This window comes from Methylobacterium sp. HJ2 (assembly GCF_056431005.1).
This window is the reverse complement of record NZ_JBWJYM010000003.1, coordinates 1-22,984: the sequence shown is the minus strand read 5'-3', so window position 1 is coordinate 22,984 and position 22,984 is coordinate 1. Positions and strand designations below refer to the sequence as shown.

23 protein-coding genes are annotated in these 22,984 nt (G+C 70.3%); 8 read left to right on the top strand and 15 right to left on the bottom strand.

The window, feature by feature from the left end:
• Positions 1-59: 59 nt before the first annotated feature.
• Positions 60-674 carry a c-type cytochrome, methanol metabolism-related gene (locus tag ACS5RC_RS08745; protein WP_478343467.1) on the top strand — a complete coding sequence of 205 codons (615 nt, stop codon included), beginning with the start codon at positions 60-62 and terminating at the stop codon, positions 672-674.
• A gap of 2 nt (positions 675-676) precedes the next feature.
• On the top strand, positions 677-1,543 hold the full coding sequence (gene xoxJ, locus ACS5RC_RS08740) for a rare earth element methanol dehydrogenase accessory protein XoxJ (protein WP_478343466.1): 867 nt from the start codon (positions 677-679) through the stop codon (positions 1,541-1,543).
• Between the two features lie 61 nt (positions 1,544-1,604).
• On the opposite strand, the gene folK is transcribed toward xoxJ, so the two are convergent.
• From folK to ACS5RC_RS08685, 11 genes are all read right to left on the bottom strand, one after another.
• Complete coding sequence (gene folK / locus ACS5RC_RS08735) at positions 1,605-2,078, bottom strand: 2-amino-4-hydroxy-6-hydroxymethyldihydropteridine diphosphokinase (protein ID WP_478343465.1); 474 nt, start codon at positions 2,076-2,078, stop codon at positions 1,605-1,607.
• Entirely contained in the window at positions 2,075-2,449 is a 375-nt protein-coding gene (folB, locus tag ACS5RC_RS08730; protein ID WP_478343464.1) for a dihydroneopterin aldolase, read from the bottom strand. Before folB ends, folK begins: the two co-directional genes overlap by 4 nt.
• Positions 2,446-3,225: a dihydropteroate synthase gene (gene folP / locus ACS5RC_RS08725; protein ID WP_478343916.1), complete on the bottom strand. Its 780-nt coding sequence runs from the start codon at positions 3,223-3,225 to the stop codon at positions 2,446-2,448. The genes folB and folP overlap by 4 nt, the downstream gene beginning before the upstream one ends.
• Positions 3,226-3,439: 214 nt before the next feature.
• Positions 3,440-3,805 (bottom strand): hypothetical protein, encoded by a 366-nt coding sequence (locus tag ACS5RC_RS08720; RefSeq protein WP_478343463.1) that lies wholly within the window; start codon positions 3,803-3,805, stop codon positions 3,440-3,442.
• Positions 3,786-4,481 (bottom strand): hypothetical protein, encoded by a 696-nt coding sequence (locus tag ACS5RC_RS08715; RefSeq protein ID WP_478343915.1) that lies wholly within the window; start codon positions 4,479-4,481, stop codon positions 3,786-3,788. Before ACS5RC_RS08715 ends, ACS5RC_RS08720 begins: the two co-directional genes overlap by 20 nt.
• A gap of 14 nt (positions 4,482-4,495) precedes the next feature.
• Positions 4,496-5,647 (bottom strand): pyrroloquinoline quinone biosynthesis protein PqqE, encoded by a 1,152-nt coding sequence (pqqE, locus tag ACS5RC_RS08710; RefSeq protein ID WP_478343462.1) that lies wholly within the window; start codon positions 5,645-5,647, stop codon positions 4,496-4,498.
• The gene (gene pqqC, locus ACS5RC_RS08705) at positions 5,644-6,729 is read right to left on the bottom strand and encodes a pyrroloquinoline-quinone synthase PqqC (RefSeq protein WP_478343461.1); all 1,086 of its coding nucleotides are present in this window, start codon (positions 6,727-6,729) and stop codon (positions 5,644-5,646) included. Before pqqC ends, pqqE begins: the two co-directional genes overlap by 4 nt.
• Before the next feature lie 204 nt (positions 6,730-6,933).
• Positions 6,934-7,833: a pyrroloquinoline quinone biosynthesis protein PqqB gene (gene pqqB, locus ACS5RC_RS08700; protein WP_478343460.1), complete on the bottom strand. Its 900-nt coding sequence runs from the start codon at positions 7,831-7,833 to the stop codon at positions 6,934-6,936.
• Between the two features lie 45 nt (positions 7,834-7,878).
• Positions 7,879-7,968 carry a pyrroloquinoline quinone precursor peptide PqqA gene (pqqA, locus tag ACS5RC_RS08695; RefSeq protein WP_007564431.1) on the bottom strand — a complete coding sequence of 30 codons (90 nt, stop codon included), beginning with the start codon at positions 7,966-7,968 and terminating at the stop codon, positions 7,879-7,881.
• Positions 7,969-8,364: 396 nt separating this feature from the next.
• Positions 8,365-8,787, bottom strand: coding sequence for a hypothetical protein (locus ACS5RC_RS08690; protein WP_478343459.1), 423 nt, complete (start codon positions 8,785-8,787; stop codon positions 8,365-8,367).
• Positions 8,788-8,866: 79 nt separating this feature from the next.
• Entirely contained in the window at positions 8,867-9,073 is a 207-nt protein-coding gene (locus ACS5RC_RS08685) for a DUF2842 domain-containing protein (protein ID WP_478343458.1), read from the bottom strand.
• A 132-nt stretch (positions 9,074-9,205) separates the two neighbouring features.
• Between ACS5RC_RS08685 and ACS5RC_RS08680 the strand changes: the two genes are divergently transcribed.
• Positions 9,206-10,357, top strand: a complete 1,152-nt coding sequence (locus ACS5RC_RS08680) for a COX15/CtaA family protein (protein WP_478343457.1) — start codon at positions 9,206-9,208, stop codon at positions 10,355-10,357.
• A 280-nt stretch (positions 10,358-10,637) separates the two neighbouring features.
• Positions 10,638-11,324 (top strand): PAQR family membrane homeostasis protein TrhA, encoded by a 687-nt coding sequence (trhA, locus tag ACS5RC_RS08675; protein WP_478343456.1) that lies wholly within the window; start codon positions 10,638-10,640, stop codon positions 11,322-11,324.
• Between the two features lie 209 nt (positions 11,325-11,533).
• Here trhA and ACS5RC_RS08670 read toward each other — a convergent pair whose 3' ends face one another.
• Together ACS5RC_RS08670 and ACS5RC_RS08665 are read right to left on the bottom strand one after the other, a co-directional pair.
• Complete coding sequence (locus ACS5RC_RS08670; protein ID WP_478343455.1) at positions 11,534-12,160, bottom strand: hypothetical protein; 627 nt, start codon at positions 12,158-12,160, stop codon at positions 11,534-11,536.
• A gap of 107 nt (positions 12,161-12,267) precedes the next feature.
• On the bottom strand, positions 12,268-12,519 hold the full coding sequence (locus ACS5RC_RS08665) for a hypothetical protein (protein ID WP_478343454.1): 252 nt from the start codon (positions 12,517-12,519) through the stop codon (positions 12,268-12,270).
• A gap of 261 nt (positions 12,520-12,780) precedes the next feature.
• Here ACS5RC_RS08665 and ACS5RC_RS08660 point away from each other — a divergent pair, with 261 nt between their 5' ends.
• Positions 12,781-12,999 carry a hypothetical protein gene (locus ACS5RC_RS08660; protein WP_478343453.1) on the top strand — a complete coding sequence of 73 codons (219 nt, stop codon included), beginning with the start codon at positions 12,781-12,783 and terminating at the stop codon, positions 12,997-12,999.
• A 6-nt stretch (positions 13,000-13,005) separates the two neighbouring features.
• Here the strand turns inward: ACS5RC_RS08660 and ACS5RC_RS08655 are convergent, their stop codons facing one another.
• Both ACS5RC_RS08655 and ACS5RC_RS08650 read right to left on the bottom strand, forming a co-directional pair.
• On the bottom strand, positions 13,006-14,070 hold the full coding sequence (locus tag ACS5RC_RS08655; protein ID WP_478343452.1) for a hypothetical protein: 1,065 nt from the start codon (positions 14,068-14,070) through the stop codon (positions 13,006-13,008).
• A 49-nt stretch (positions 14,071-14,119) separates the two neighbouring features.
• Positions 14,120-17,194: a penicillin-binding protein 1A gene (locus ACS5RC_RS08650; RefSeq protein ID WP_478343451.1), complete on the bottom strand. Its 3,075-nt coding sequence runs from the start codon at positions 17,192-17,194 to the stop codon at positions 14,120-14,122.
• Between the two features lie 235 nt (positions 17,195-17,429).
• Here ACS5RC_RS08650 and ACS5RC_RS08645 point away from each other — a divergent pair, with 235 nt between their 5' ends.
• The 3 genes from ACS5RC_RS08645 to gyrB all read left to right on the top strand — a co-directional run bounded on the left by ACS5RC_RS08645 (position 17,430) and on the right by gyrB (position 22,510).
• The gene (locus ACS5RC_RS08645) at positions 17,430-19,094 is read left to right on the top strand and encodes an alpha-amylase family protein (RefSeq protein ID WP_478343450.1); all 1,665 of its coding nucleotides are present in this window, start codon (positions 17,430-17,432) and stop codon (positions 19,092-19,094) included.
• A 113-nt stretch (positions 19,095-19,207) separates the two neighbouring features.
• Positions 19,208-19,849, top strand: a complete 642-nt coding sequence (locus ACS5RC_RS08640) for an MBL fold metallo-hydrolase (RefSeq protein ID WP_478343449.1) — start codon at positions 19,208-19,210, stop codon at positions 19,847-19,849.
• Between the two features lie 216 nt (positions 19,850-20,065).
• On the top strand, positions 20,066-22,510 hold the full coding sequence (gene gyrB / locus ACS5RC_RS08635) for a DNA topoisomerase (ATP-hydrolyzing) subunit B (RefSeq protein WP_478343448.1): 2,445 nt from the start codon (positions 20,066-20,068) through the stop codon (positions 22,508-22,510).
• Positions 22,511-22,984 lie beyond the last annotated feature (474 nt).

Genomic DNA, 22,984 nt, shown 5'->3' with positions numbered 1-22,984 from the left:
AGAAGGTCGAGACAGGCCGGCACGGGAATGGCTCGACCATGCCCAGGGAGATACGTCCGTTGCACCACTACCTCAGCACCTTTGTCACGCGGCCCCTCGCGGCTGCCCTCGCCCTAGCAACCGTTGGTCTGGTTGCCGTACATGCTGAGGATGCCAAGCCCGCCGATCCCGCCCTCGCGAATTCGCTGAACCCGAACGACAAGTCCGCGGAGCCCGATGAGAAGCTCCTCAAGAAGGACGCGGCCGTGAAGGTCGAGGACGGCAAATACCTGGACGCCGAAGGCCATCCGACCTTCCACGTCACCGACCAGGGCAAGAAGGTCGACTGGTACGCCTATTCCGGATACCGCCGCTATCACGCCGAGTGCCACGTCTGCCACGGCCCCGACGGCATGGGCTCGACCTACGCGCCGGCCCTGAAGGATTCGCTGAAGCACCTCTCCTACGAAGAGTTCATCGGCATCCTGGCGGGCGGCAAGCAGGATATCAGCACCTCCGATCAGAAGGTCATGCCGGCGTTCGGCGACAACAAGAACGTCATGTGCTACTCTGACGACCTCTACGTCTACCTGAAGGCGCGCGCCGCCGGCGCCATGGGCCGCGTGCGGCCGGGCGACAAGGAAGACAAGCCGGAGGCGGCCAAGAAGGCCGAGAAGGAGTGCCTGGGCGGCTGAGGATGCTTCCCAGAGCCACGCGGATCGCCGCGGCCTGCGCGCTCCTGCTGATCCCGGCAGGGGCGCGTTGCGTCTCCGCACAGCACCTGCCCGATCTCGTCACCACGGATACCCTCCGCGTGTGCGGCGATCCGGGCAACATGCCGTTCTCCGAGCGCAAGGAGGACGGCTTCGAGAACAGGATCGCGGCGATCGTCGCGGACGAGCTGAAGGTCAAGGTCCGCTATTACTGGCTGACCCAGGGGCCTGGCTTCGTGCGCAACACGCTCGGCACCGGCCTGTGCGACATCATCATCGGCTCGGCGCTCGGCAGCGAGCTCGTCCAGAACACCAATCCCTACTACCGCTCGGCCTATACCCTGGTCACCCGCCAGGGCGAGTTCGCCGGCGTGACGGGGCTCGACGACGCGCGCCTCAAGGGCAAGCGCCTCGGCGTGATCGCCGGCACGCCGCCGGTGAACCGGATGGGCGACCTCGGCCTGATCTCCGGGATGAAGGCCTACGCGCCCTATCAGCTCGATCCGTCCCGCAAGCACCAGACGATCGCCGCCGAGGTGATCTCGGACCTCGCGGACGGGACGATCGATGCGGCGGTGCTCTGGGGGCCGGCCGCGGGCTGGCTCGCCAAGCAATCGGCGCAGGCGACCGGCAAGGCGATGGACGTGGTGCCGCTCCTCAAGGAGCCGGACCGGCCTCCGATGACCTACCGCATCGCCATGGCGGTGCGGATCGGCGAGAACGACTGGAAGCGGGAGCTGAATACCATCCTGCGCAAGCGCCGCGCCGATATCGAGCAAGTTCTGCGCGCCTTCGACGTGCCGTTGCTCGAGGAGGAAGAGAACAAGCTGATCGAGCCGGCCAAGCCGTAGGCGAGGCCGCGCCGGGCGGCGGCGCCCCCCATCCGGGACAGGGGGGCGGGCGCTGCCGCGTTCAGGCGCGCTCGATACCGCTGCGGTCGAGCTTGGCCAGGGCCGAGGCGACCGTCTCGCCGCCGATCACAAGGTCCGGGGCGATCTCGGCGAGCGGCACCAGGACGAAGGCGCGCTCGCGCACGAAGCGGTGCGGCAGGATCAGCCGCGCGTCCGACACCGCGGCGCCCGCGTAGTACAGCACGTCGATGTCGATCACCCGCGGCCCCCAGCGGCGCTCGCGCACCCGGCCGAGCTCCTGCTCGACGCCGAGGCAGGCGTCGAGCAGCGCGTGCGGATCGAGATCGGTGTCGATGCCCAGAGCCCCGTTGAGGAACCAGTCCTGATCCGTCTCGCCCCAGGGCGGGGTGCGGTAATCGGCCGAGCGCGCCGTCACGCGGATCCCGGGCCGGGCCGCGAGCCCGGCGACGGCCGCATCCAGCATCGCGGCCTTGTCGCCGATGTTGCTGCCGAGCCCGAGATAGGCCTGCGTCACGGATGGGGCTCCCTGCGGCGGGTGATCGCGATGCTGACGCCCTCGAGCGTCGCCGGGATCGGCGCGCTCGGCTTGTCGACCTGGACGGTGATCGCATCGAGCCGCAGGAAACGGGCCAGGCACTCGGCGGCGACGGCCTCGGCGAGCGCCTCGATCAGGGCGAAGCGCCGGTTCGTCGCGATGTCGACGGCGATCGCCGCGAGGTCGGCGTAGCTCACGGTCTCGGTCACGTCGTCCGAGCGACCGGCGGGCGCGAGGTCGAGGGCGCAATCGAGGGAGATGTAGAAGCGCTGGCCGAGCCGCGCCTCCTCGGGCAGCACGCCGTGATAGCCGTAGACCGCGATGCGGCTGACGCGGATGCGGTCGCTCACGCGCGGCTCTCCGGACGCATCACCGCGTCGACCACCCGCATGGCCTCGACATGGGCCGCGACATCGTGGACCCGGACGATGTCGGCACCGAGCGTGCCGGCGAGGGCGTGGGCCGCGAGCGAGCCGTTGAGCCGGTCGGCGGGCTTCGTCTCGCGGTCGTGCAGGCGCCCGAGCAGGGATTTGCGCGAGACGCCGACGAGAAGCGGGAAGCCGAGCGCCCGGATCTCGGGCAGGCGCCGCAGCGCCTCGAGATGCTGCGTCCAGCTCTTGCCGAAGCCGATGCCCGGGTCGAGCACGATGTCGGCCTCCGGGATGCCGGCCGCGCGGGCGATCCCGAGGGAGCGCTCGAAGAAGCGCAGCATGTCGGCCACGATGTCGAGGCCGGGATCGATCGTCTCGCGGTTGTGCATGGCGATCACCGGCGCGCCGTGATCGGCCGCGACCCGGGCGATGTCGGGCTCGCGCTGCAGGCCCCAGACGTCGTTGACGATCGCCGCGCCGGCCGCCAGCGCGGCGCGCGCGGTCGAGGCCTTGTAGGTGTCGATCGAGATCGGGACGGAAAGGGTCGGGGCGAGCGCCCGGATCACCGGCAGCACCCGGCCCTGCTCCTCCTCCGCGGAGACCGGCACGTGGCCGGGACGGGTCGATTCCCCACCGATATCGAGAATCGCGGCGCCCTCGGAGACCAGAATCTCCGCCTGGGCGCGGGCTTCCGCCTCACCGTGGAAGCGACCGCCGTCGGAGAACGAATCCGGGGTGACGTTGAGGATGCCCATCACCAGGATGCGCCGCCCGAGATCGGGCAGCAGGCGGGGCAGGGCGGGGGGCTGGCTCACCGGGCTGAGGTCCTGAACGGTCTCGCGGGCATCGTCCCGGATCCCGTATCCGGGGCGGCGCTCCGTGGCTCGGGTTTGGACGAGAAGCCCTGCGGAGGCAACGGGTCGGCGGAGGGTCGAACCGGCCCGTCCGCCGACGTCTGAGCCCCCGCGGTCAGCCGCGGTAGCAGCGGATCTCGGCCTCTGCCTGGGCGCGCCGCAGGTCCGCGACCTTGTCGTCGAAGATCTTCGTCGAGCGGAACTCGTTCGCGCGCTGGCCGAGGCCCTGGCGCATGGACAGGACCGTGCTCGCCTGGACGTACTTGTCGTAGGGCAGGATCGCGGCGAGCTGGTCGAGCGAGCAGGCGCATTTCTGCATGTTCTCGCGGGTCTGCCCGTTCGCCGCCATGCAGGCGAAGACGTAGTCGACCCGCGCATCGGTCGGATAGTCGTTCTCGCTCTCGGCCGCCCGAGCGCCGCCCGCGAGGAGCGCGAGCGCGAGAATTCCGAGGGCCGCGCCCTCAACCCGCCTTCTGATCATAGCTCAGCTTCTCCTCGAGGAGTTCGCCGCCCTCCGGATTCTTCGACTGCGCCTCGATCGAGACGATCTCGCCGGGCACCGAAGGGGCGGTCACGAAGGTGTAGGTCATGTTGTCCATGCCGCGCATGCGCTGGGCCAGCGGGTCGCCCGCGAAGGGCTTGGCCTCGACGCGCCAGCCATCGACCTCGCGGCCGTCGAACGGCACCTTCACGGCCGTCACCACCGCCCGGTCGCGCAAGCCCTTGCGGATCGCGTTCTTGAGATAGCGCGGGTTGGCCTCCAGCACGCGGGCGAGGTTCTTCAGGTGGTTCTCGAGGAACAGGGTGATCACCGGGTTGCCCGGCATGTCCTCGAAGGGCCCGGCGGGGAAGCGGTTCATGCCCGAGAACATCTCGACGCGGATATTGCGCGCGTCGGTCTCCTTGGCGGAATCGACGCCGAGCTTGATCGTGTCATTGAGCGGGGGCCCGAACGGCCCGCGCTCGATGCCGGAGCGGCGCAGGTAATCGTAGGTGATGGTCGAGCCCGGCGCCGCGTTCTTCATCTGCGGCTGCTCGAACAGCAGGTCGGCCGCGTTCGGGGCGGCGGTGCTGACCTGCGTCGGGGCGGGCGCATCCTCGGCCAGGGCGGGCGCCGCGGCGAGGCCGAGCAGGATCACCGTGGTCGAGAGCGCCATCGTCGCGAGACACTTCACAGCGGGGCTTCCTCCTTGAGCGGCGACCGGACGTTGCTGCCGATCGTCCTGTAGACGTAATCGGGCGGGTTCTCGGCCGCCTCCTCGACGGCGAGCGCCCGCACCTTGGCGTGGAGCGGGGAGAGCGAGCAGGCCGGGTCGGTCGCCGCGGCGTCGCCCGCGAGCGCGAGCGCCTGGCAGCGGCAGCCGCCCCAATCCTTCTCGCGCCGGTCGCAGGAACGGCAGGGCTCCTGCATCCAGTCGGTGCCGCGATAGGCGGTGAAGGCCGGCGAATCCGTCCAGATCTCGGCCAGCGAATGATCCGTGACGTGCCAGAACTCGAGGTTCGGAATGGTCTCGGCGGCGTGGCAGGGCAGCACCTTGCCCTGCGGCGTCACGTTCATCAGCTTGCGGCCCCAGCCGCCCGCGCAGGCCTTCGGGTACTTGGCGTAGTAGTCGGGCACGACGAGGTCGATGACGAGCTGGCCCTTCAGGCGCTCGCGTGCGGCCTCGACGATGCGGATCGACTGATCGACCTGCGCCTTGTCCGGCATCAGGGCCGCGCGGTTGACGTAGGCCCAGCCGTAATACTGCGTGTGGGCGACCTCGAGCCGCTTGGCGCCGAGCTTGACCGCCAAGTCGATGAAGCCCTCGACCTCGTGGATGTTGCCGCGGTGGATCACCGAGTTCAGCGTCAGCGGCAGGCCGAGCTCCACCACCTTGGCGGCGAACTGCAGCTTCTGCGGCTGGGCGTTCTTCAGGCCGCCAATCCGCTCGGCGTTCTGCGCGTCGACACCCTGGACCGAGAGCTGCACATGGTCGAGGCCGACGTCGTAGAGGGCCTGAAGCTTGTCGAGCGCGCCCCCGACGCCGGAGGTGATCAGGTTGGAATAGAGGCCGAGTTCGGCGCAGGTGCGGGTGATCTCGACGATGTCGTTGCGCGCCGTCGGCTCGCCGCCCGAGAGGTGGACGTGCAGCACTCCGAGCGCCGAGGCCTCGCGGAGCACCCGCTGCCAGGTCTCGGTGTCGAGCTCGCGCGAGCGCCGGTCGAGATCGAGCGGGTTCGAGCAATAGGGGCAGCGCAGCGGGCAGCGATGCGTCAGCTCCGCCAGCAGGCCCACGGGTGCCGGGGCGGCCGGATGGGGGCGCGGGGGCGCGAGGGCGTTCATCGCTCCAGCACCCGTTTGGCCGCGAGGTCGTTCAGCATCGTCAGGATATCGGCCTCGATCACCTTGGGATCGGCCGCGTAGGTCTGGGCGAGCTGGGCCGCGATGGCCGAGACCGAGCGCACCCCGTCGACGAGCTGGAGCACCGCCACGGCGTTGTCGTCGAGGTCGAAGGTGCGCTCGGGGGCGAGCAGCACGTGCTTGCTCCGCGCCTCGTCGAAGCGCATGCGCACGCCGCGGGGCAGGCGCGGCACGTCGCCCGCCACCAGCGTCCCGGTGCCCCTGGCCTGCGTAACCGGCGCCGCCTCGGCGACGAGGCCTTCGCCCGGGCGCCACGCGTCCGGCGGCACCATCCCGGGCGCCACGTAGGCGAAGTAGAGCGCGTCGAGCTGGGTCCACAGCACGTTGCACTTGAAGGTCAGCGCCTCCATCGCCTTGCGCTGCAGCTCCGGCGTGGTGGCGTGCGTCTTGACGTAGTCGAGGGCGAAGTCGGCGTCGCGCGGGGCCTGCGTCATCCGCTTGTCGAAATAGGCCAGCGTGTCCTTGGTGATGAAGTCGTAGTTCTTCAACATGCCCGAGACGCGCTCGGAGATGATCGTCGGCGAGAACATCTCGGTCAGCGACGAGGCGATCGCCTCGAGCAGCGGCTTCTCCGAGACGAAATGCACGTAGGCCTCGACCGAGAACTTGGTGGCCGAGAGGATGCCCTTCGTGGAGAGCACGTAGTCCCGGTCGAAGCCGACGCCCTCGGCGAGCTTCAGCCAGCGCTCGATGCCGCCGTCGCCCGGCGCGTCGCCGTCATGATCGACGATGCGCTGGCGCCAGACCCGGCGCAGGGATGCGTCGGTCATGCGGGCGAGCACGGCGGCATCCTTCACCGGGATCATCGCTTGGTAGTAATAGCGGTTGAGCGCCCAGGCCCGGACCTGGTCCTTGCTCAGCTTGCCGTCGTGCAGCAGCCGGTGGAACGGGTGCAGGTTGTGGTAGCGGCGCGCGCCGATGTCGCGGAGCGCCGCCTCGAGTTCGTCGGGGCTCAGCAGCCGAAGCGTCTCGTCTGCACCGGGAGTGGGGAAGGCAGCGTTCATGGCGTTTCCAAGCGTCCGGTTCGCGAGTCCTGCTTCTTCGCGGCTTCTTCTCGGCCCGGCTGTCCGCCCGCCCGGGCGACCGGTTCCCGGCTGAGATAGGCCTCGATCCCGATGAATGCCAGCGCGGCCGATGGCCCGGCTCCGGCCTCCCGTGGTGTCGCGCCTCGTCTCGCCGAACCGGCAGCCCCTTCGGCGGACGGCGCGCTAGAGGCGCAGGTCGAGCCCGTCATGCGCGACGGTCCAGCCCGCGGCCTCGACGTCGGCCCGCTCGGGCGAGTCCTCGACCAGGACCGGGTTGGTGTTGTTGATGTGCACGAAGACGCGGCGGCCGATCGCCACGTCGGCGAGCGCCTCCACCGATCCCTGAGGGCCCCGCATCGGCACGTGGCCCATGCGCCAGCCGGTCTTGGTGCCGACGCCCGCGCGGATCATGTCGTCGTCGTGCAGCACGGTCCCGTCGAACAGGAGCGCGTCGACGCCCGCGATCCGGGCCTTCAAGTCGTCGGTGACGCGGGCGCAGCCCGGAATGTAGGCGAGGCGGCGTCCGCCGGCCTCGATCATCGCTCCGACCGTGGTCTCGGTCTCGGCGCCGATCTCCATGGTCTCATCCTCGAGCCAGAGCGGCACCTTGCCGGGGACCGGGAACAGGGTCACCGCGAGGCCGGGCAGGGGCTCGAACCGGTCGTTCAGGGCGATCGCCTCGCGCCGGACCACGTCGGCGGCCATCACGTCGAAGACCCGGTTGGCGTTGACGGAATCGAGGATCCCGGAGGTGGCGTAGAGCGTGTAGGGCTGGCCCTCGCGCAGCGTCAGCAGGCCGGCGACGTGATCGACGTCGCCGTTGGTGAGCAGCACGGCCTTGATCGGCGAGTGGCGCAGCCCCTCCCGCGGGTGCATCGCCGGGTTGTCGAAGAGTTGCTGCCGGATGTCCGGCGAGGCATTCACCAGGAGCCAATCCGTCCCGTTGCCGGAGACGGCGATGCTCGACTGGGTGCGGGGCCTGACCCGGCCCGGTTCGCTGCGCGCCGTGGCGCAGATCGGGCAGCGGCAATTCCACTGCGGGAGCCCGCCGCCGGCGGCCGAACCGAGGATCACGACGCGCATGGCAAATCCCGGCGCAACCTGCGACCCCCGGCCCGGCGCAACACCTTAGTTGAAGGTGTCGATCTCGGCGGACTCGTAGCTCGTGACTTCCATGCCGACGCAGATCTCGGAAACGACGGGGGCGGCCCACTTCATGGTGTTTCTCCTAGACTTCGGTTCACCACGTCCGGGCAACCTTAAGGGAACCCTAAGACGTTGATGGCGCACCTGTTTTCGGGCGCCGCGAACATATCCGCCATTCTGTCGGCGCCTTCAAGCACTAAATTGCCGGATGCTCCCAAATTTTTCGTGATTACCTTGTGGGCAATATAAGAGGGGGCTTCGCAATCACCCCAAGGGGAAGGAGGCTCGGGCTTTCCTGCGGGAACCGGATGCCGCCGGTCCGGGGCCCTCGTAACCAAGGCCGCCCGGAATGCCTCCGGGGATCGCGCGTGTCAGAAGCCGCTGCGGATCGCGGTGAGGACCGACGTCGAAACGCGTCGGGACGTGCCGTCCGGTGCCGAACCGGCCTCCGTCGCGGCGGCCGGCCTACTAGCGGCGCCGCCGGCGATAGGCGCGGGGGCCGACGCTGCCCGCGGTGAAGACGGCGCGCTGGCGCCCGCCGCGCGTCCGGTAGGCCCGGCGGCGCCCGCCGCGGGTCCGCAGCACGGGCTCCTCCACCTGAGGGATCGCCGCCGCCGTGGCGCCGCCGAGTCCCGGCACGCTCGCGACCGAAGCGGGCGGGAGCGGGGTCGTCGGCGCCTCGCCGGCGGCGTAGCCGCCCGCCACGTTCTTGGCGGCCGGACCGAACATCGACAAGCACTGGTTGTAGGCGAGATCGTTCTTCAGGCGCTCGCAATCGGCGACCGAGCGCGGGGCGCCCTGCGCCCAGGCAGCCGGCACGAGCGCGACGAGAACGAGGGCCGCGAGCGCGGGCGGACGACGGAGAAATGGACCTGGGAACGGGCGCAGCATCACGATCGTGGGTGAGAGGGGACGCGTCGGGAGTCGGCCGCTTCTCCTCCCCGAGTGCGGCGAAAACGAGGGGACCGGCTCAGCGGTCGGGCCGCTCCATCCAACGGATCAGCGGCATGAGCGGAAAGATCCAGGCGATGCCCAGGATGCAATAGGCCAGGGTCTGCACCAGGGGCGGGGCCTCCGCGATGCGGCTGTCGGCGAGCGCCATGGCGAGGGGCGCGTAGAGCATGACGAAGGCCAGGATGCCGATCGTCCCGACCAGGGTGCGGCTGCGGCGGCGCATGGGAATCCTCACGGGTCGTGGCGGCCGGAGCATGACGCGCCGTCCTGCCGCTGCGGCACCGCCGGGCGTTGCCCCGCGGGCCGGCATTGCCTAACCCGGATGCTTCCCGAACCGAAAGACTGAAACCGACCGATGCGGCTTTCCACCACCGCTCCTTCCGGCCCGCAGGCCGGTACGCAGGCTCGGACGCAGGCGCCCGGCACCGGCGCAGTGCGCGCCTGGCTCTACCTCGTGGCGGCCCTCGTGGTGGCCATGGTGGCGGTGGGCGGCGCGACGCGGCTCACCGGCTCCGGGCTCTCGATCACCGAATGGCGCCCGGTGACCGGGGTGGTGCCGCCGCTCTCGGCCGCGGATTGGGCGGCCGAGTTCGAGAAGTATCGCGGCACGCCCCAGTACCAGATCCTGAACCAGGGCCTCGGCCTCGCCGACTTCAAGGTGCTGTACGCCTGGGAATGGGGCCACCGCCTGCTCGGCCGCCTGCTCGGCCTCGCCTTCTTCCTGCCGCTGGCGTGGTTCTGGTGGCGCGGCCGGCTCAGCCGCCGCCTGGGCCTCGGATTGCTGGCGCTCGGCTGCCTCGGCGCCGTGCAGGGCGCGATCGGCTGGATCATGGTGGCCTCGGGCCTGAAGCCCGGCATGACGGCCGTGGCGCCCCTCAAGCTCGCCCTGCACCTCACCACCGCGAGCCTGATCCTGGCGGGCCTCGTCTGGCTCGCGGCAGGCGAGCGGCGCGGAACGGCCGCCCCCGTGGCCGGCCGTCTGCGGGCGACGGCCTATGTCCTGCCAGCCCTGGTGCTGGTGCAGATCTTCCTCGGCGGCCTCGTGGCGGGCTCCCATGCGGGTCTGGTCTACAACACCTGGCCCGACATGGACGGCACCCTGATCCCGGCCCACGAGACGCTGTTCGCGGTGAAGCCCTGGATCGAGAACTTCGTCGACAACGACGCCCTGGTGCAGCTCAACCACCGGATCACGGCCTATCTGGTCCTGCTCCTCGCCCTCGCGCACGCGGTCGACGCGCGCCTGAGCCGGGCCGGCTCGGCGGTCGCGGGCCGCGCCGCGGGCGTGGCGGCGCTCGCGGTGGCGCAGGCCTGCCTCGGCATCGCCACGCTGCTTCTCGGGGTGCCGCTCTGGGCGGCGCTCGCCCATCAGGTGCTGGCGATGGGCGTCTTGGTGATGGCGACCGTGCATGCTCGCCTCAGCGGTGCCGCGGCCCGGCCCGCGCGTGTCCTAACGCGGGGCGAGCCGGCCTTCGGCTTCGAGGAACTCGCCGGCGGCGGGATCTGAGCCGGGCCCCGGCACGAACCCTGCTACGGGACCGGATAGGGCGGTGGGGCATCCCCGATCGCATGCCGACGGATGCCGGGATCCTTGAGGGGATTGTCATCGTTTCGAGAGGGTCGTCGCGTAGAGCTGGCGAGACATCGTGCCCTGCAGCACGTCTGTTGCAGAGCACAACCGGTTACCATGCGGCATCAAGGACGGGGATATCCTGTGCTTAGGCAGTTTTCGCGGGGAACGACTTTACGCCTGGGAGCTTAGCCTGCACGCGTTGTAGGAGGCGCAGATGTTTCTGGCCGAGGATGGGAGACCCCTTTCGCTGACCTGGCACTACACGCCGCGCGAGATCTTCGCGGACGGCGTCGTCCATGGTCTCGGCGTTGTATTCGGCCTTGCTGGCGCCGTCGCGCTGGTGGCCACATCGCTCACCGGGCATCTCGGATGGGCGGAACGGGTCGCGATCGTCGTCTATGCCACGGCGCTCGTCGGGATGCTCGGCGTCTCAGCGACCTACAATCTCTATCCCGTCAGCCCACGCAAATGGCTGCTGCGCCGGGCCGATCATGCCCTGATCTACCTGATGATCGCCGGTACCTACACGCCGCTGGTCGCGCTCGTGGGGACCGGCTCCACCGCCTACGCGCTGCTCGCGGTGATCTGGATCGTGGCCGGCATCGGCATCGCCGTGAAGCTGTTCCTGCCGGGCCGCTTCGACCGGCTCTCCATCGGGCTCTACGTCATGCTCGGCTGGAGCGGGCTGTTCGCCTACGAATCCGTCATCGCGGCCCTGCAACCCACCGCCCTCTGGCTGCTGGCGATCGGCGGGGCGCTCTACACCGTCGGGGTGATCTTCCACGTCTGGCGCAGCCTGCCGTTCCAGAACGCGATCTGGCACGCCTTCGTGCTGGCAGCCACGATCTGCCATTACGGCACGGTGTGGGCGAGCGTCTCGGGCGCCGCGACGCTCGGGTAAGGCCCTCGCGCACTGCGCGAGGCTTCCATCGCAAGCCTTTTCCTGGGAAGGGTATTTCCTGGATCGAACCCTTCCCTCAGCGCCCGGCTTCGAGCGGACGGACCGCTCCGATACGGCCCGGCCCGCGACCGAGCACGCGGGCTTCGACGGCGACGTGAATACAGGATCGCAACCCTCTGTCGATCCAGAGCGATCCCGGCTTGGGTCCCTTACTTGTCGGTCCAGACGTTGATCACCCGGATCGAGGCCTGCGTGCTCACCGGAACGGGCGTCTGCGGCGCCATCCGCTTCATCCGGGCCATCTGGCGGCGCGCCTCGTCGGCCGGCAGGGCCCCGATCGGCGTCATCATCGCGGCGAGCTTCTGGCGGGTCTGCCGGTCCACCAGGCGGGAACTCTGCACCGGCTCGAAGTCGCGCAGGCTGTGGGACTTCTCGACGTCGCCCGTGAACACCCGCGCGCCGGTCTTCAGCACCACGATGTCGCCGGGCCGCAGGGTCTCGTCCTTCATCAGCGCGGCGGCCGCACCGGCCGACATGTCGATCGGCTTCTGGCGGTCGCTGACCCGGATCTGCAGAGGCTCGGAGCGGGGCAGGGCGGCGTAGCGGACCTTCAGGCGGCGCTCCGCCCGGCGGCTGCGCTGGCGGTAGGTATGGACGAAGCCCGGACTGGTCTGGGCCTGCGGGTAGGCCTGCGGCTGCACCTGCTGGGGCGGCGCGCTCGGCCGGCCGAACAGAGCCTCGAACAGCCCGCCTTCCTGCGCATGGGCGCCGGTGCCGGCGAGCAATCCGAACACGGTCATCGCCGCGAGAGCGCGGCCTCTGCCTGTCGCGTGCATGGGGTCTCCGGTCCTTGCGGTGCGGCTCACGAAAAAGCGAGCCGCGCGTCCTGGGCGCTCAACGGCAAGTTGACCGGGTCAGTTCCGTACGATCGGGAGGTGCCGGCCTAACAAGCCGGCTCGGACTGCTCGCCCTCGCCGATGCAGTCGAGGGCCCGCTCCACCGCACTCACGGCATCGAGCAGGTGCTGGACGGTGCGCTCGACCTCGCGGGCCGGGCGGCCGGTCGCGGCGGCGCGGGCGCTGACCTCCTCCAGCTGTTCCAGCAGCGTCAGGAGGTCGCCGGCGACGGCCACGACCTCGCAGCGGGCGAGTTGGGCGACCGGCGGGCGCTGGCGGAAGGGCAGGACGTTGCTCATCGACGGCTTTGTCGCCCGAATCCCCCCGGATCCGCCAGGGGCGGACGCTCCTCCTCCACACGATTGCCCCCTGCTGGTGCCGGGAAGCCGCGGGCGTGGTGAGTTTTCCGTGGCCGCGTCGCATCACTTCGTGCGCAGAGCGGCGAGGTTCGGGCAACCGCCAGGCCGGGCCGGCCGCCCGCGCTTGACGGGCCGGTGCGTTCGGGACCACCAGACCGGACTCGGCCCGGTTCCCGATCCGGGCCCCGCACAGGATCCGCGATGCGCCTCACCGTCCTCGCCCTCACCGCCGCCCTCGCCTGCACCGGCCTCGGCGCCTGCTCCAGCACCGGGGACGACGGCCGCAGCGGCCTCGCCGAGAGCTTCAGCCCCGACAATTTCCGCCGCTCGAACGACACCAACGGCACCCAGACCCGCCGCGACGTGAACCGCGCCTATACCCAGCCCTCGCTGCCGACCATCGGCAACCGCGGCTACTGACCCGCCTCAGCGCCGGGCGACCGCATCGGCGAAGGCGGCGATGCGGTTGCGGGCGTAGGTGGGCAGGCCGGCGCTGATCGAGTTGCCGGTGTTGAAGCTCGAGTTGCCCATCAGCACCTGGGCCGGCAGCAGGTTCTTCAGCACCGGCACCCGGGCGTATTCCGCCTTGCGGTCGAGCACGTCGGCCTTGATGGCGAGGGCCATGTAGGTGGTCACCACCGTCCGGGTCGGATCGCCCGGCATCGGCTGGAACACCGCCAGGAACTTGCCGAAGCGCAGGATCTGGTTGACCCAGAAAATGGTCTGCTCGAGCCCGCCGGTCACCGTGGTGTCGATCTTCGTCAGGCTGCCGAGGCCCGCCGCGGCCTCCGGGGGCAGGGTGCGCAGCTCACTCTGGAACGAGACGAACTCGGCGATCTTCTTGGAGCCGCCCTCCTCCAGCTTGTTGGCGAGCTTCACGCCGAGCGGCAGCTTGCCCTCCAGGTCGTAGCGGGACTCGATGCAGACGGTGCCCGCCTCGCACCAGGGCCGGTCCGGGCGGCGGGCGAAGGCGGCCGCCGGGTCCTTGGTCGGCGTCACGTCGGCGGGGCTCAGCGCCTTGTGCTTGATGGCCGGGTCCATGGTCTGGACGAAGCCGAGCTTGGCGAAGGCGGCGAGGTCGATCGCCTCCGCCGGCCGCGCCACCACGAAGCGCCCCTCGGCGACATAGACCTTTAGGGTCTCGTGCCGGGGCTTCGGGACGCCGTTCACCACGGTCGTGTAATCCGGCTCCTTGTAGCCGGGGTAGGGCGCGAGCGCCGCGGCCTCGGCGGGGCGGGCCCGCAGCCAGTCGAGATAGGGGATCAGCCCGCTCTCGGGGTTCGCGGGCTGCTCGCGGTGATCGGTGAACAGGATCGTGCCGGGCTTGAGCTGGGCCGGGTCCTGGGCCGTCACCGAGGCGACGTCCCTGACCCGCTCCGGCGCCGCGGCGGGTCCGGCGGCGGGCGTCGCGGGCTGAGCCCGCACGGGCCGCGCGGCGGGCAGGGCCGTCAGGAGGGCGAGGGCCAGGGTAGCCGGAAGCTGTGTCCGCAAGGGGCGATCCTTCGGGGGTTGGGAGATGTCGCGCGTCGGACGGCGCGCGTCAGTAGCGCGGGTCGTCGCCGAACAGGTAGTCCGGATCGCGGCGGCGCGGCCGCAGATCCTCGTCGTCGCCGAAGGGCGAGCGGCCGGTGCCGGGCCAGGCGCGCTCGGCGTCGAGATCGCCCTGCGCCCGGCGGCTGCGCGTCGGACGGCGCTCGCCGAACGGATCGAGGAGGTCGAAATCGGGCGCCCGATCGGGCGCGCGGCGCCCGGCCATGCCGCCCAGCGCGTCGCCCGCCGCATCCGCCCCGTCCTCGGCGCCGGCGAGATCGCCGTCCTCGGAATCGGGGCGTCCCGCATAGAGGGTCTCGCGCGGCACGAGGCGGTACTGCGTGTCGGCCACCCGGCCGTCGCCGGCGCTGCGGAAATGCTCGAGGAACCCGCCGCCGGCCATGCGCTGGCCGCTGCGGGGCTCGACCGGCAGGTCGACGAGATAGGGCTTGGCCTCGGGCGAGGGGCCGCGCAGGGGGGTCCGCGCCACGCCGTTGGCCCAGGCCGCGTTCAGGATCGCGCCGGCGATCGGCACCGCGAGATGGCCGCCGGTCTGGCCGCGCCCGAGGGTGCGCCGGGTGCCGTCGGCATTGTCGTAGCCGACCCAGACCACCACCGTGACCTCGTTGGTGAAGCCCGCGAACCAGGCGTCGTTCTCGTTCTCGGAGGTGCCGGTCTTGCCCGCCAGGTAGGCCGCGTCGCGCGCGAGCGCGGCGGCGGTGCCGTGGGCGACCACTCCCTGCAGCATGGTCTTGAGCTGGTAGAACGCGACCCGGTCGGCCGAGCCGATCCGAACGGGTTCGCGGGCGGCGTGGCTGTAGACCACCTTCCCGTCCCGCTCGATCCCCTCGAGGGCGTAGGGCGCGGGCCGCACGCCCTCGTTGGCCACCGCCGCGTAGAAGCCCGCGAGATCGAGCATGCGGACCGGCTGGGCGCCCAGCACGAAGGGGTAATAGGGCTCGCACTCGGCGTAGATCTGGGCCTCCAGCGCGATGTCGCAGACGCGCTTCAGGCTCGCCGGCGCCTTCTCGCTGATGCCGCCCTGGAGCAGGCGGGCGGTGACGAGGTTCTTCGAGAATTCGAGGCCGCGACGGAGCGTCGTCGGGCCGGCGCCGCCGCCGTCGTAGTTCTTGGGCGACCAGGATTCGCCGATCCCGCCGATCGGCGGCAGGGTCACCGGGCTGTCGAGCACCAGGGTGTTGGGTTGCAGGCCCGCGTTCAGCGCCGCGAGGTAGGTCAGCGGCTTCAGGGTCGAGCCGGGCTGGCGCACGGCCTGGGTCACCCGGTTGAGCTGGCTCACCGGATAGGAGAAGCCACCCGCCATCGCCAGGATGCGCCCGGTGCGGTTCTCCAGCACCAGGGCCGCGCCCTGCACGGCCGGCCGCACCCGGATCTCGGCGCGGGGGGCGCCGCGGCCCTCGCGCAGCTTCACCCGCACCACGTCGTAGGGCTGGAGACGGCCGCGGGCGATCCCGGCGTCGAGCCCGGCGACGCGCCCGTCGGCGAGCCCGACCCGGACGCCGTTGCGTCCGGTCTCGAGCACCACGGCGAGCGGCCAGTGCACGTCGTAGAGGACGGGCCGCGCGCTCTCCAGCGCCCGCAGCCAGACGGGCTTGACCGCGGGCGGCTTCGCCGACGCGGCCTTCGCAGCGGGGGCTCTCACAGCGCCCTTGCCCGTCGCAGCCCCCTTGCCCGCCGCGCCTTGGCCGGTCGCCGGCCTGTCGGCGGTGGGCGGCGCCTCCGCGCCCGTGACGGTCGGGAGCGCCTGGGGCGCGGCCTCGGGCGCCGGAACGGCGGCCTGGAGCTTGCGCACGCTCTCGGCGATGTTGAACTCCGGCCCCGCCCAGGTCTGGCGCCCGGTGGCGCGCTCGTAATTCGCGAGCCCGTCCTGGAGCGCTCCCTCGACGGCGCGCTGCAGCCCGGCGTTCAGCGTCGAGCGCACGGTGAAGGAGGCGGCGGTGAGCGAATCGACGCCGCCGACGCTGCGGGCCTCGCGGTTGAGATAATCGAGCGCGTAGAAGCCGCTGTCGCGCCGCGCGGTCTCCACCGGCTTCAGGCCGAGATCGGCCTTCACGGCCTCGGCCATCTGCGCGTCAGTGATCACCCCCTCCTCCTTGAGGCGGGAGAGCACGTAGGCGCGCCGCTCGCGGGCGCGGTCGGGATACTTGTCGGGGCTGTAGAAGTTCGGCCCCTTCGGCATGCCGGCGAGGAGCGCCGCCTCCGGCAGGGTGAGCTGGCCCACCGACTTGCCGAAATAGCTGCGCGCGGCCATCTCGATCCCGTAGGCGCCGCGCCCGAGATAGATGCCGTTGAGGTAGAGCCCGAGGATCTGGGGCTTGCCCAGGATCCGCTCCAGGCGCGCCGCCACGATCATCTCGCGGATCTTGCGCTCGTAGGTGACGTCGTCGCCGACCGAGAGGTTCTTCACCACCTGCTGAGTGATGGTCGAGCCGCCCTGCGGGCGGCCCGGTGCCGCGAGGTTGCCGATGAAGGCGCGGATTACCCCGCGCTCGTCGATGCCGTGGTGGCTCTCGAAGCGCTTGTCCTCGGCCGCGATGAAGGCCTTCTGGACGAGGGACGGCACGGTCTCGATCGGCACGTTGATGCGCCGGCCGTTCGGCTCGAAGGTCTCGGCGAAGGGCTTGCCCGCGCCGTCGAGCACCTGCGTCATGCCGGGCAAGGCCTTGTCGCGCAGGGCCTCGGCCGTCGGCAGGTTCTCGGTGGCCTTGTTGTAGAACGCGATCACGGCCCCGGCGTCGAAGGGCGAGTCCTTCGGGTTCTCGCCCTTGCAGAACTGGCGGTAGCTCGTGTTCAGCTCCCCGATGTCGAGCCCGTGCAGGATTTTGGGGGCCGAGGCGCCCGCCACCGCGCTCGGATCCTCCATCGCGGTCGAGATCAGCTCGTCGAGGTTGATGTCCTCGATGTCGAAGGCCTTGCGCATGTGGGCGCAGCCGTCGCGCAGGATCTGCACCACCTGCGCGGTGTCGGTCGCGGGGTCGAAGCGGGTCTTCAGGGCGTCCGGCTTGGTCGTGACCTGGCTGAGCGTCAGCGCGGTCGCGAACAGCTTGATCAGGATGGTGTTCATGCGGGCCGGGGCACCGGGGCGGGGATACGGGGCCCGGTGGGAATAGGGCTACGCCGGGGCGCCTGAATAGGGGCTGCACAACGCGGCTGTTTTGAGGCCCGGGGGCCGGCTCGACGCGGCGCGATACGGCAACGCTTTTCGCCCGTGCCGCGTTGGGGACCCGCATGCGCGCATGGCAGGCGCTGGGCGGGCCCGCAGGGGCAGTCGCGCCGGGCAGGCGCAGGGGGACCGGCCGATGATCACCGACCTCTGGTACAAGAACGCGGTGATCTACTGCCTGTCGGTGGGCACCTTCATGGATGCCAACGGCGACGGGATCGGGGATTTCGCCGGGCTCGAGCGGCGGCTCGACTACCTCCAGGGCCTCGGGGTCACGGCGATCTGGCTGATGCCGTTCCAGCCCTCGCCGAAGAAGGACGGCGGCTACGACATCTCGGATTACTACGGCGTCGATCCGGCCTACGGCTCACTCGGCGACTTCGTGGCCTTCACCCATGCCGCCGAACAGCGCGGCCTGCGGGTGCTGATCGACCTCGTGGTCAACCACACCTCGGACCGGCACCCCTGGTTCCAGTCCGCCCGCTCCGACCCGGACTCGCCCTACCGCGACTGGTACGTCTGGTCGAAGGAGAAGCCGGCGGATGCCGACGAGGGCATGGTGTTCCCGGGCGTGCAAAAGACCACCTGGAGCTGGGACGCGCAGGCCAAGGCCTATTACTTCCACCGCTTCTTCGACTTCCAGCCAGACCTCAACACCGCCAACCCGGCGGTGCTGGCCGAGATCCTGAAAATCATGGGCTTCTGGATCCAGCTCGGCGTCTCGGGCTTCCGCATGGACGCGGTACCGTTCGTGATCGCCCAGAAGGGAGCCGACCTGAAGGGCGAGCCGCGCGAGCAGTTCGACATGCTGCGCGACTTCCGTGAGTTCCTGCAATGGCGCAAGGGCGACTCGATCATCCTGGCCGAGGCCAACATCCTGCCCAAGCAGGATCTCGACTATTTCGGCGACGACGCCGACCGCATGCACATGATGTTCAACTTCCAGCTCAACCAAGCGACGTTCTACGCGCTGGCGGCCCATGACGCGCGGCCCCTCGTCAAGGCGATCGCCCGGACGAAGCCCCGGCCGCTCTCGTGCCAGTGGGGCATCTTCCTGCGCAACCACGACGAGCTCGATCTCGGGCGCCTCACCGACAAGCAGCGCGCGGCGGTCTTCGCGAGCTTCGGCCCCGAGAAGGGCATGCAGCTCTACGACCGCGGCATCCGCCGACGGCTGGCGCCGATGCTCGACGGCGACCCCCGCCGGATCCGGCTCGCCTACTCGCTGATGTTCACCCTGCCGGGCACCCCCGTGCTGCGCTACGGCGACGAGATCGGCATGGGCGACGACCTTGCCCTGAAGGAGCGCGACTGCGCCCGCACCCCGATGCAATGGACGAACGAGGCGCATGGCGGCTTCACCGCCTCGGACCGGCCGGTGATGCCGGTGATCGACCACGGCCCCTACGGGCACAAGCACGTCAACGTCGCCCAGCAGCGCCACGACCGGGATTCGCTCCTCAACTGGATGCAGAGCGTGATCCGGATGCGCAAGGAGGCGCCCGAGATCGGCTGGGGCGAGGTCGAGGCGCTGGAGACCGGGCGCGCGAGCGTGCTGGCCCTGCGCTACGACTGGCGCAACAACGCGGTCGTCTGCGTGCACAACCTCGATCCCGGGCCGGCCGAGGTGGAGATCGCCACCGGCATCCCGGCGCCCGCGGGCGACGTGCTGATCGACCTCCTCACCGGCCAGCGCAGCGACGCCGAGGCGGGCCGCCACTGCCTGTTCCTCGAAGGCTACGGCTACCATTGGTTCCGGGTCGGCGGCCTCGACGCGCCGCTGAAGCGCTCGCCCGCCTGAGGCGCGGGCAGCCCGGGCGGCGGGAAGGGCGGTGCCGGTCGGTTCGCGCCGCGTCCGGATCCGGGCTAGAAGGCGCCGGACCCATCGCGACACCAGACGGCCAACGGACGCCCATGCCCACACCCCGCGCAGGAATCATCCCGGTCACGCCCTTCCAGCAGAACTGCACCCTGATCTGGGACGACGCGACGAAGGTCGGCGCCGTGGTCGATCCGGGCGGCGACCTCGAGCGGATCGAGGCGGCCATCGCCCAGCAGGGCGTCACGGTCGAAAAGATCCTGCTGACGCACGGGCATATCGACCACGCGGGCGGGGCCGCCGAGCTGCGCGACCGCCTGGGCGTCCCGGTCGAGGGCCCGCACGAGGCCGACCGCTTCCTGCTGGATTCCCTGCCCGAGACCGGCGCCAATTACGGGCTCGACGGCGCGCGCGCGATCACCCCGGACCGCTGGCTCGACGAGGGCGACGCGGTCACGGTCGGCGGGCTGGCCTTCGACGTCCTGCACGCCCCCGGCCACTCGCCGGGCAGCGTGGTGTTCGTCTCCCGCGATGCCCGCTTCGCCCTCGTGGGCGACGTGGTGTTCAAGGGCTCGGTCGGCCGCACCGACCTGCCCGGCGGCAACCACGAGCAGCTGATCCGGGCGATCAAGGAGAAGGTGCTGCCGCTCGGCGACGACGTCGCCTTCATCCCGGGCCACGGCCCGACGGGCACGCTCGGCGAGGAGCGGGTCTCGAACCCGTTCCTTCAGGATTGAGGACCGCCTTCCGCCGGGGCAGCTGCGCGGTCGCCTAACGCGACGTTAAGGCGAAGCCGCCAGAACACGATTCCGGGCCGGCCGCGCACGGCCCGAAACCGATGTAATTTCAAGGCGGAACCCCTATATCAGACGGGTTCGACGAATCGCAGGCGAAGCCGCCCGGCACGAGGGCCGGGCGGAGCATGGCGAGGAACCGCCTGCCCGAGGAAATTCATGGCCGACACTCCGCAAACTGCACAAGACGCCTACGGCGCGGAATCGATCCGGGTCCTGAAGGGCCTGGACGCCGTCCGCAAGCGGCCGGGCATGTATATCGGCGACACCGACGACGGCTCGGGCCTGCACCACATGGTCTACGAGGTGGTGGACAACGCCATCGACGAGGCGCTGGCGGGCCATGCCGACCTCGTCACCGTGACGCTCAACCCCGACGGCTCCTGCACGGTCTCCGACAACGGCCGCGGCATCCCCACCGACATCCACAAGGAGGAGGGCGTCTCGGCGGCCGAGGTCATCATGACCCAGCTGCACGCGGGCGGTAAGTTCGACCAGAACTCCTACAAGGTCTCCGGCGGCCTGCACGGCGTCGGCGTCTCGGTGGTCAACGCCCTCTCGCAGTGGCTGCGCCTGCGCATCTGGCGCAACGGCAAGGAGCACGCGATGGAGTTCCGCCACGGCGACGCGGTCTCGCCGCTGGTGGTGGTCGGCGACGGCAACGGCCGGCGCGGCACCGAGGTCTCGTTCCTGCCCTCGACCGACACCTTCACGATGATCGAGTTCGACTACGCGACGCTGGAGAAGCGCCTGCGCGAGCTCGCCTTCCTCAACTCGGGCGTGCGCATCGTGCTCACCGACGCCCGCCACGCCGAGAAGCGGCGCGAGGAACTCTACTACGACGGCGGCATCGAGGCCTTCGTGCGCTACCTCGACCGCTCGCGCAAACCCATCGATGGGATGACCAAGCCCGTCACCGTGCGGGCCGAGCGCGACGGCATCCGGGTCGAGGTGGCGTTCTGGTGGAACGACTCGTTCAACGAGACGGTGCTGCCCTTCACCAACAACATCCCGCAGCGCGACGGCGGCACCCACATGGCGGGGTTCCGCGCGGCGCTGACGCGCCAGATCACCGGCTACGCGGATTCCTCGGGCGTCTCCAAGCGCGAGAAGGTCTCGCTCACGGGCGAGGATTGCCGCGAGGGCCTCACCGCGGTCATCTCGGTGCAGGTGCCCGATCCGAAGTTCTCGTCGCAGACCAAGGACAAGCTCGTCTCCTCCGAGGTGCGGCCGGCCGTCGAGAACGTCCTTAACGAGGGCCTGTCGAACTGGCTGGAGGAGAACCCGGTCCAGGCGAAATCGGTGATGGGCAAGGTCGTGCTCGCGGCCTCCGCCCGCGAGGCGGCGCGCAAGGCCCGCGAGACCGTGACCCGCAAGGGCGCCCTCGACATCGCCTCGCTGCCCGGCAAGCTCGCCGATTGCCAGGAGCGCGACCCCACCAAGTGCGAGATCCTGCTGGTGGAGGGCGATTCCGCCGGCGGCTCGGCCAAGCAGGGCCGCGACCGCACCTTCCAGGCCGTGCTCCCCTTGCGCGGCAAGATCCTCAACGTCGAGCGCGTGCGGGCCGACCGCATGCTCTCCTCGGCCGAGATCGGCACGCTGATCACCGCGCTCGGCGCCGGGATCGGGCGCTCCTCCACCGACCGGGAAGGCTTCAACCCGGAGAAGCTGCGCTACCACCGCATCATCATCATGACGGATGCGGACGTGGACGGCTCGCACATCCGCACCCTGCTGCTGACGTTCTTCTTCCGCCAGATGCCGGAGCTGATCGAGCGCGGCCATCTCTACATCGCCCAGCCGCCGCTCTACAAAGCCGAGCGCGGCCGCAAGGCGATCTACCTGAAGGACGAGCGCGCGCTCGAGGATTACCTGATCGACCAGGGCGTCGACGGGGCGATCCTGCGCCTCGCCTCCGGGGTGGAGTTCGCCGGGCCGCAGTTGAAGACCCTGGTCGAGGAGGCGCGCGGCTTCCGCTCGGTCCTCCAGGGCCTGCACACCCGCTACGACCGCGCGGTGGTCGAGCAGGCGGTGCTGGCGGGCGCCTTCAATCCGGCGATTGCCGACAATCCGAGCGAGGCCGAGGTGCTGGCCGCCATGACGGCCAAGCGCCTCGACGGCATCGCCGACGAGATCGAGAAGGGCTGGGAGGGCGAGGCCTTCGAGGGCGGCTACCGCTTCAGCCGGACGCTGCGCGGCGTGCGGCAGGTGGCGACGCTCGATGCGGGGCTGATCGCCTCGCAGGAGGCGCGCCGGCTGGCCGAGCGCGCCGCGACCCTGCGGGAGATCTACGGCGAGCCGGCGACCTTCGCGCGCAAGACCGACGAGACCGTGCTGCACGGCCCCGTCGGCCTGTTCGAGGCGGTGATGGCCTTCGGCCGTAAGGGCCTCCAGCTCCAGCGCTACAAGGGGCTGGGCGAGATGACCGCCCAGCAGCTCTGGGAGACCACCCTCGACCGCGACGTGCGCTCGCTGCTGCAGGTGAAGGTGAAGGACACCACCGACGCCGACGACCTGTTCGTGAAGCTGATGGGCGACGTGGTGGAGCCGCGCCGCGAGTTCATCCAGGAGAACGCGCTGAGCGTATCCAACCTCGACGTGTGAGGGGCCGTGCGTCTGCCTTTACCTAAAATGGCTCCCGTTGAACCTATTTGGGCTTCACCGGGAGTCTTTTTTTACCCATTACAATCGGCATTTGCGCTCTTAAGCCCATATCCCTCGGCTCGGTCAGTCCAGCAACTGACGAGAACCGTTCGGCTGCGACCAGCATGCCGTGGGAGAAATATAGAGTGTAGCCCTTGGTCGGAGGCGCCCCGCCAGCGGCTGCCGCGCCTCAATCCGAGAACAACTCGGTCACCGGCCACCCGTCGCGCTGGATGGAACAGACAACAGACGCGGGGTTGAGCAGGTTGCCGTAGGCATACGTGTCAGACCCAGTGCTACGCGCCGAGGTCCTGACCTGACCGGCTGGCTTTGGACCGGGCTGATTGAGAGGATCAGCGTGGACCAGAGGAGTTGGGGATGAAGCGAGGACAAAGGCCGAGCGCGGAACAGGTCGTGCTGACGCTGCGCCAAATC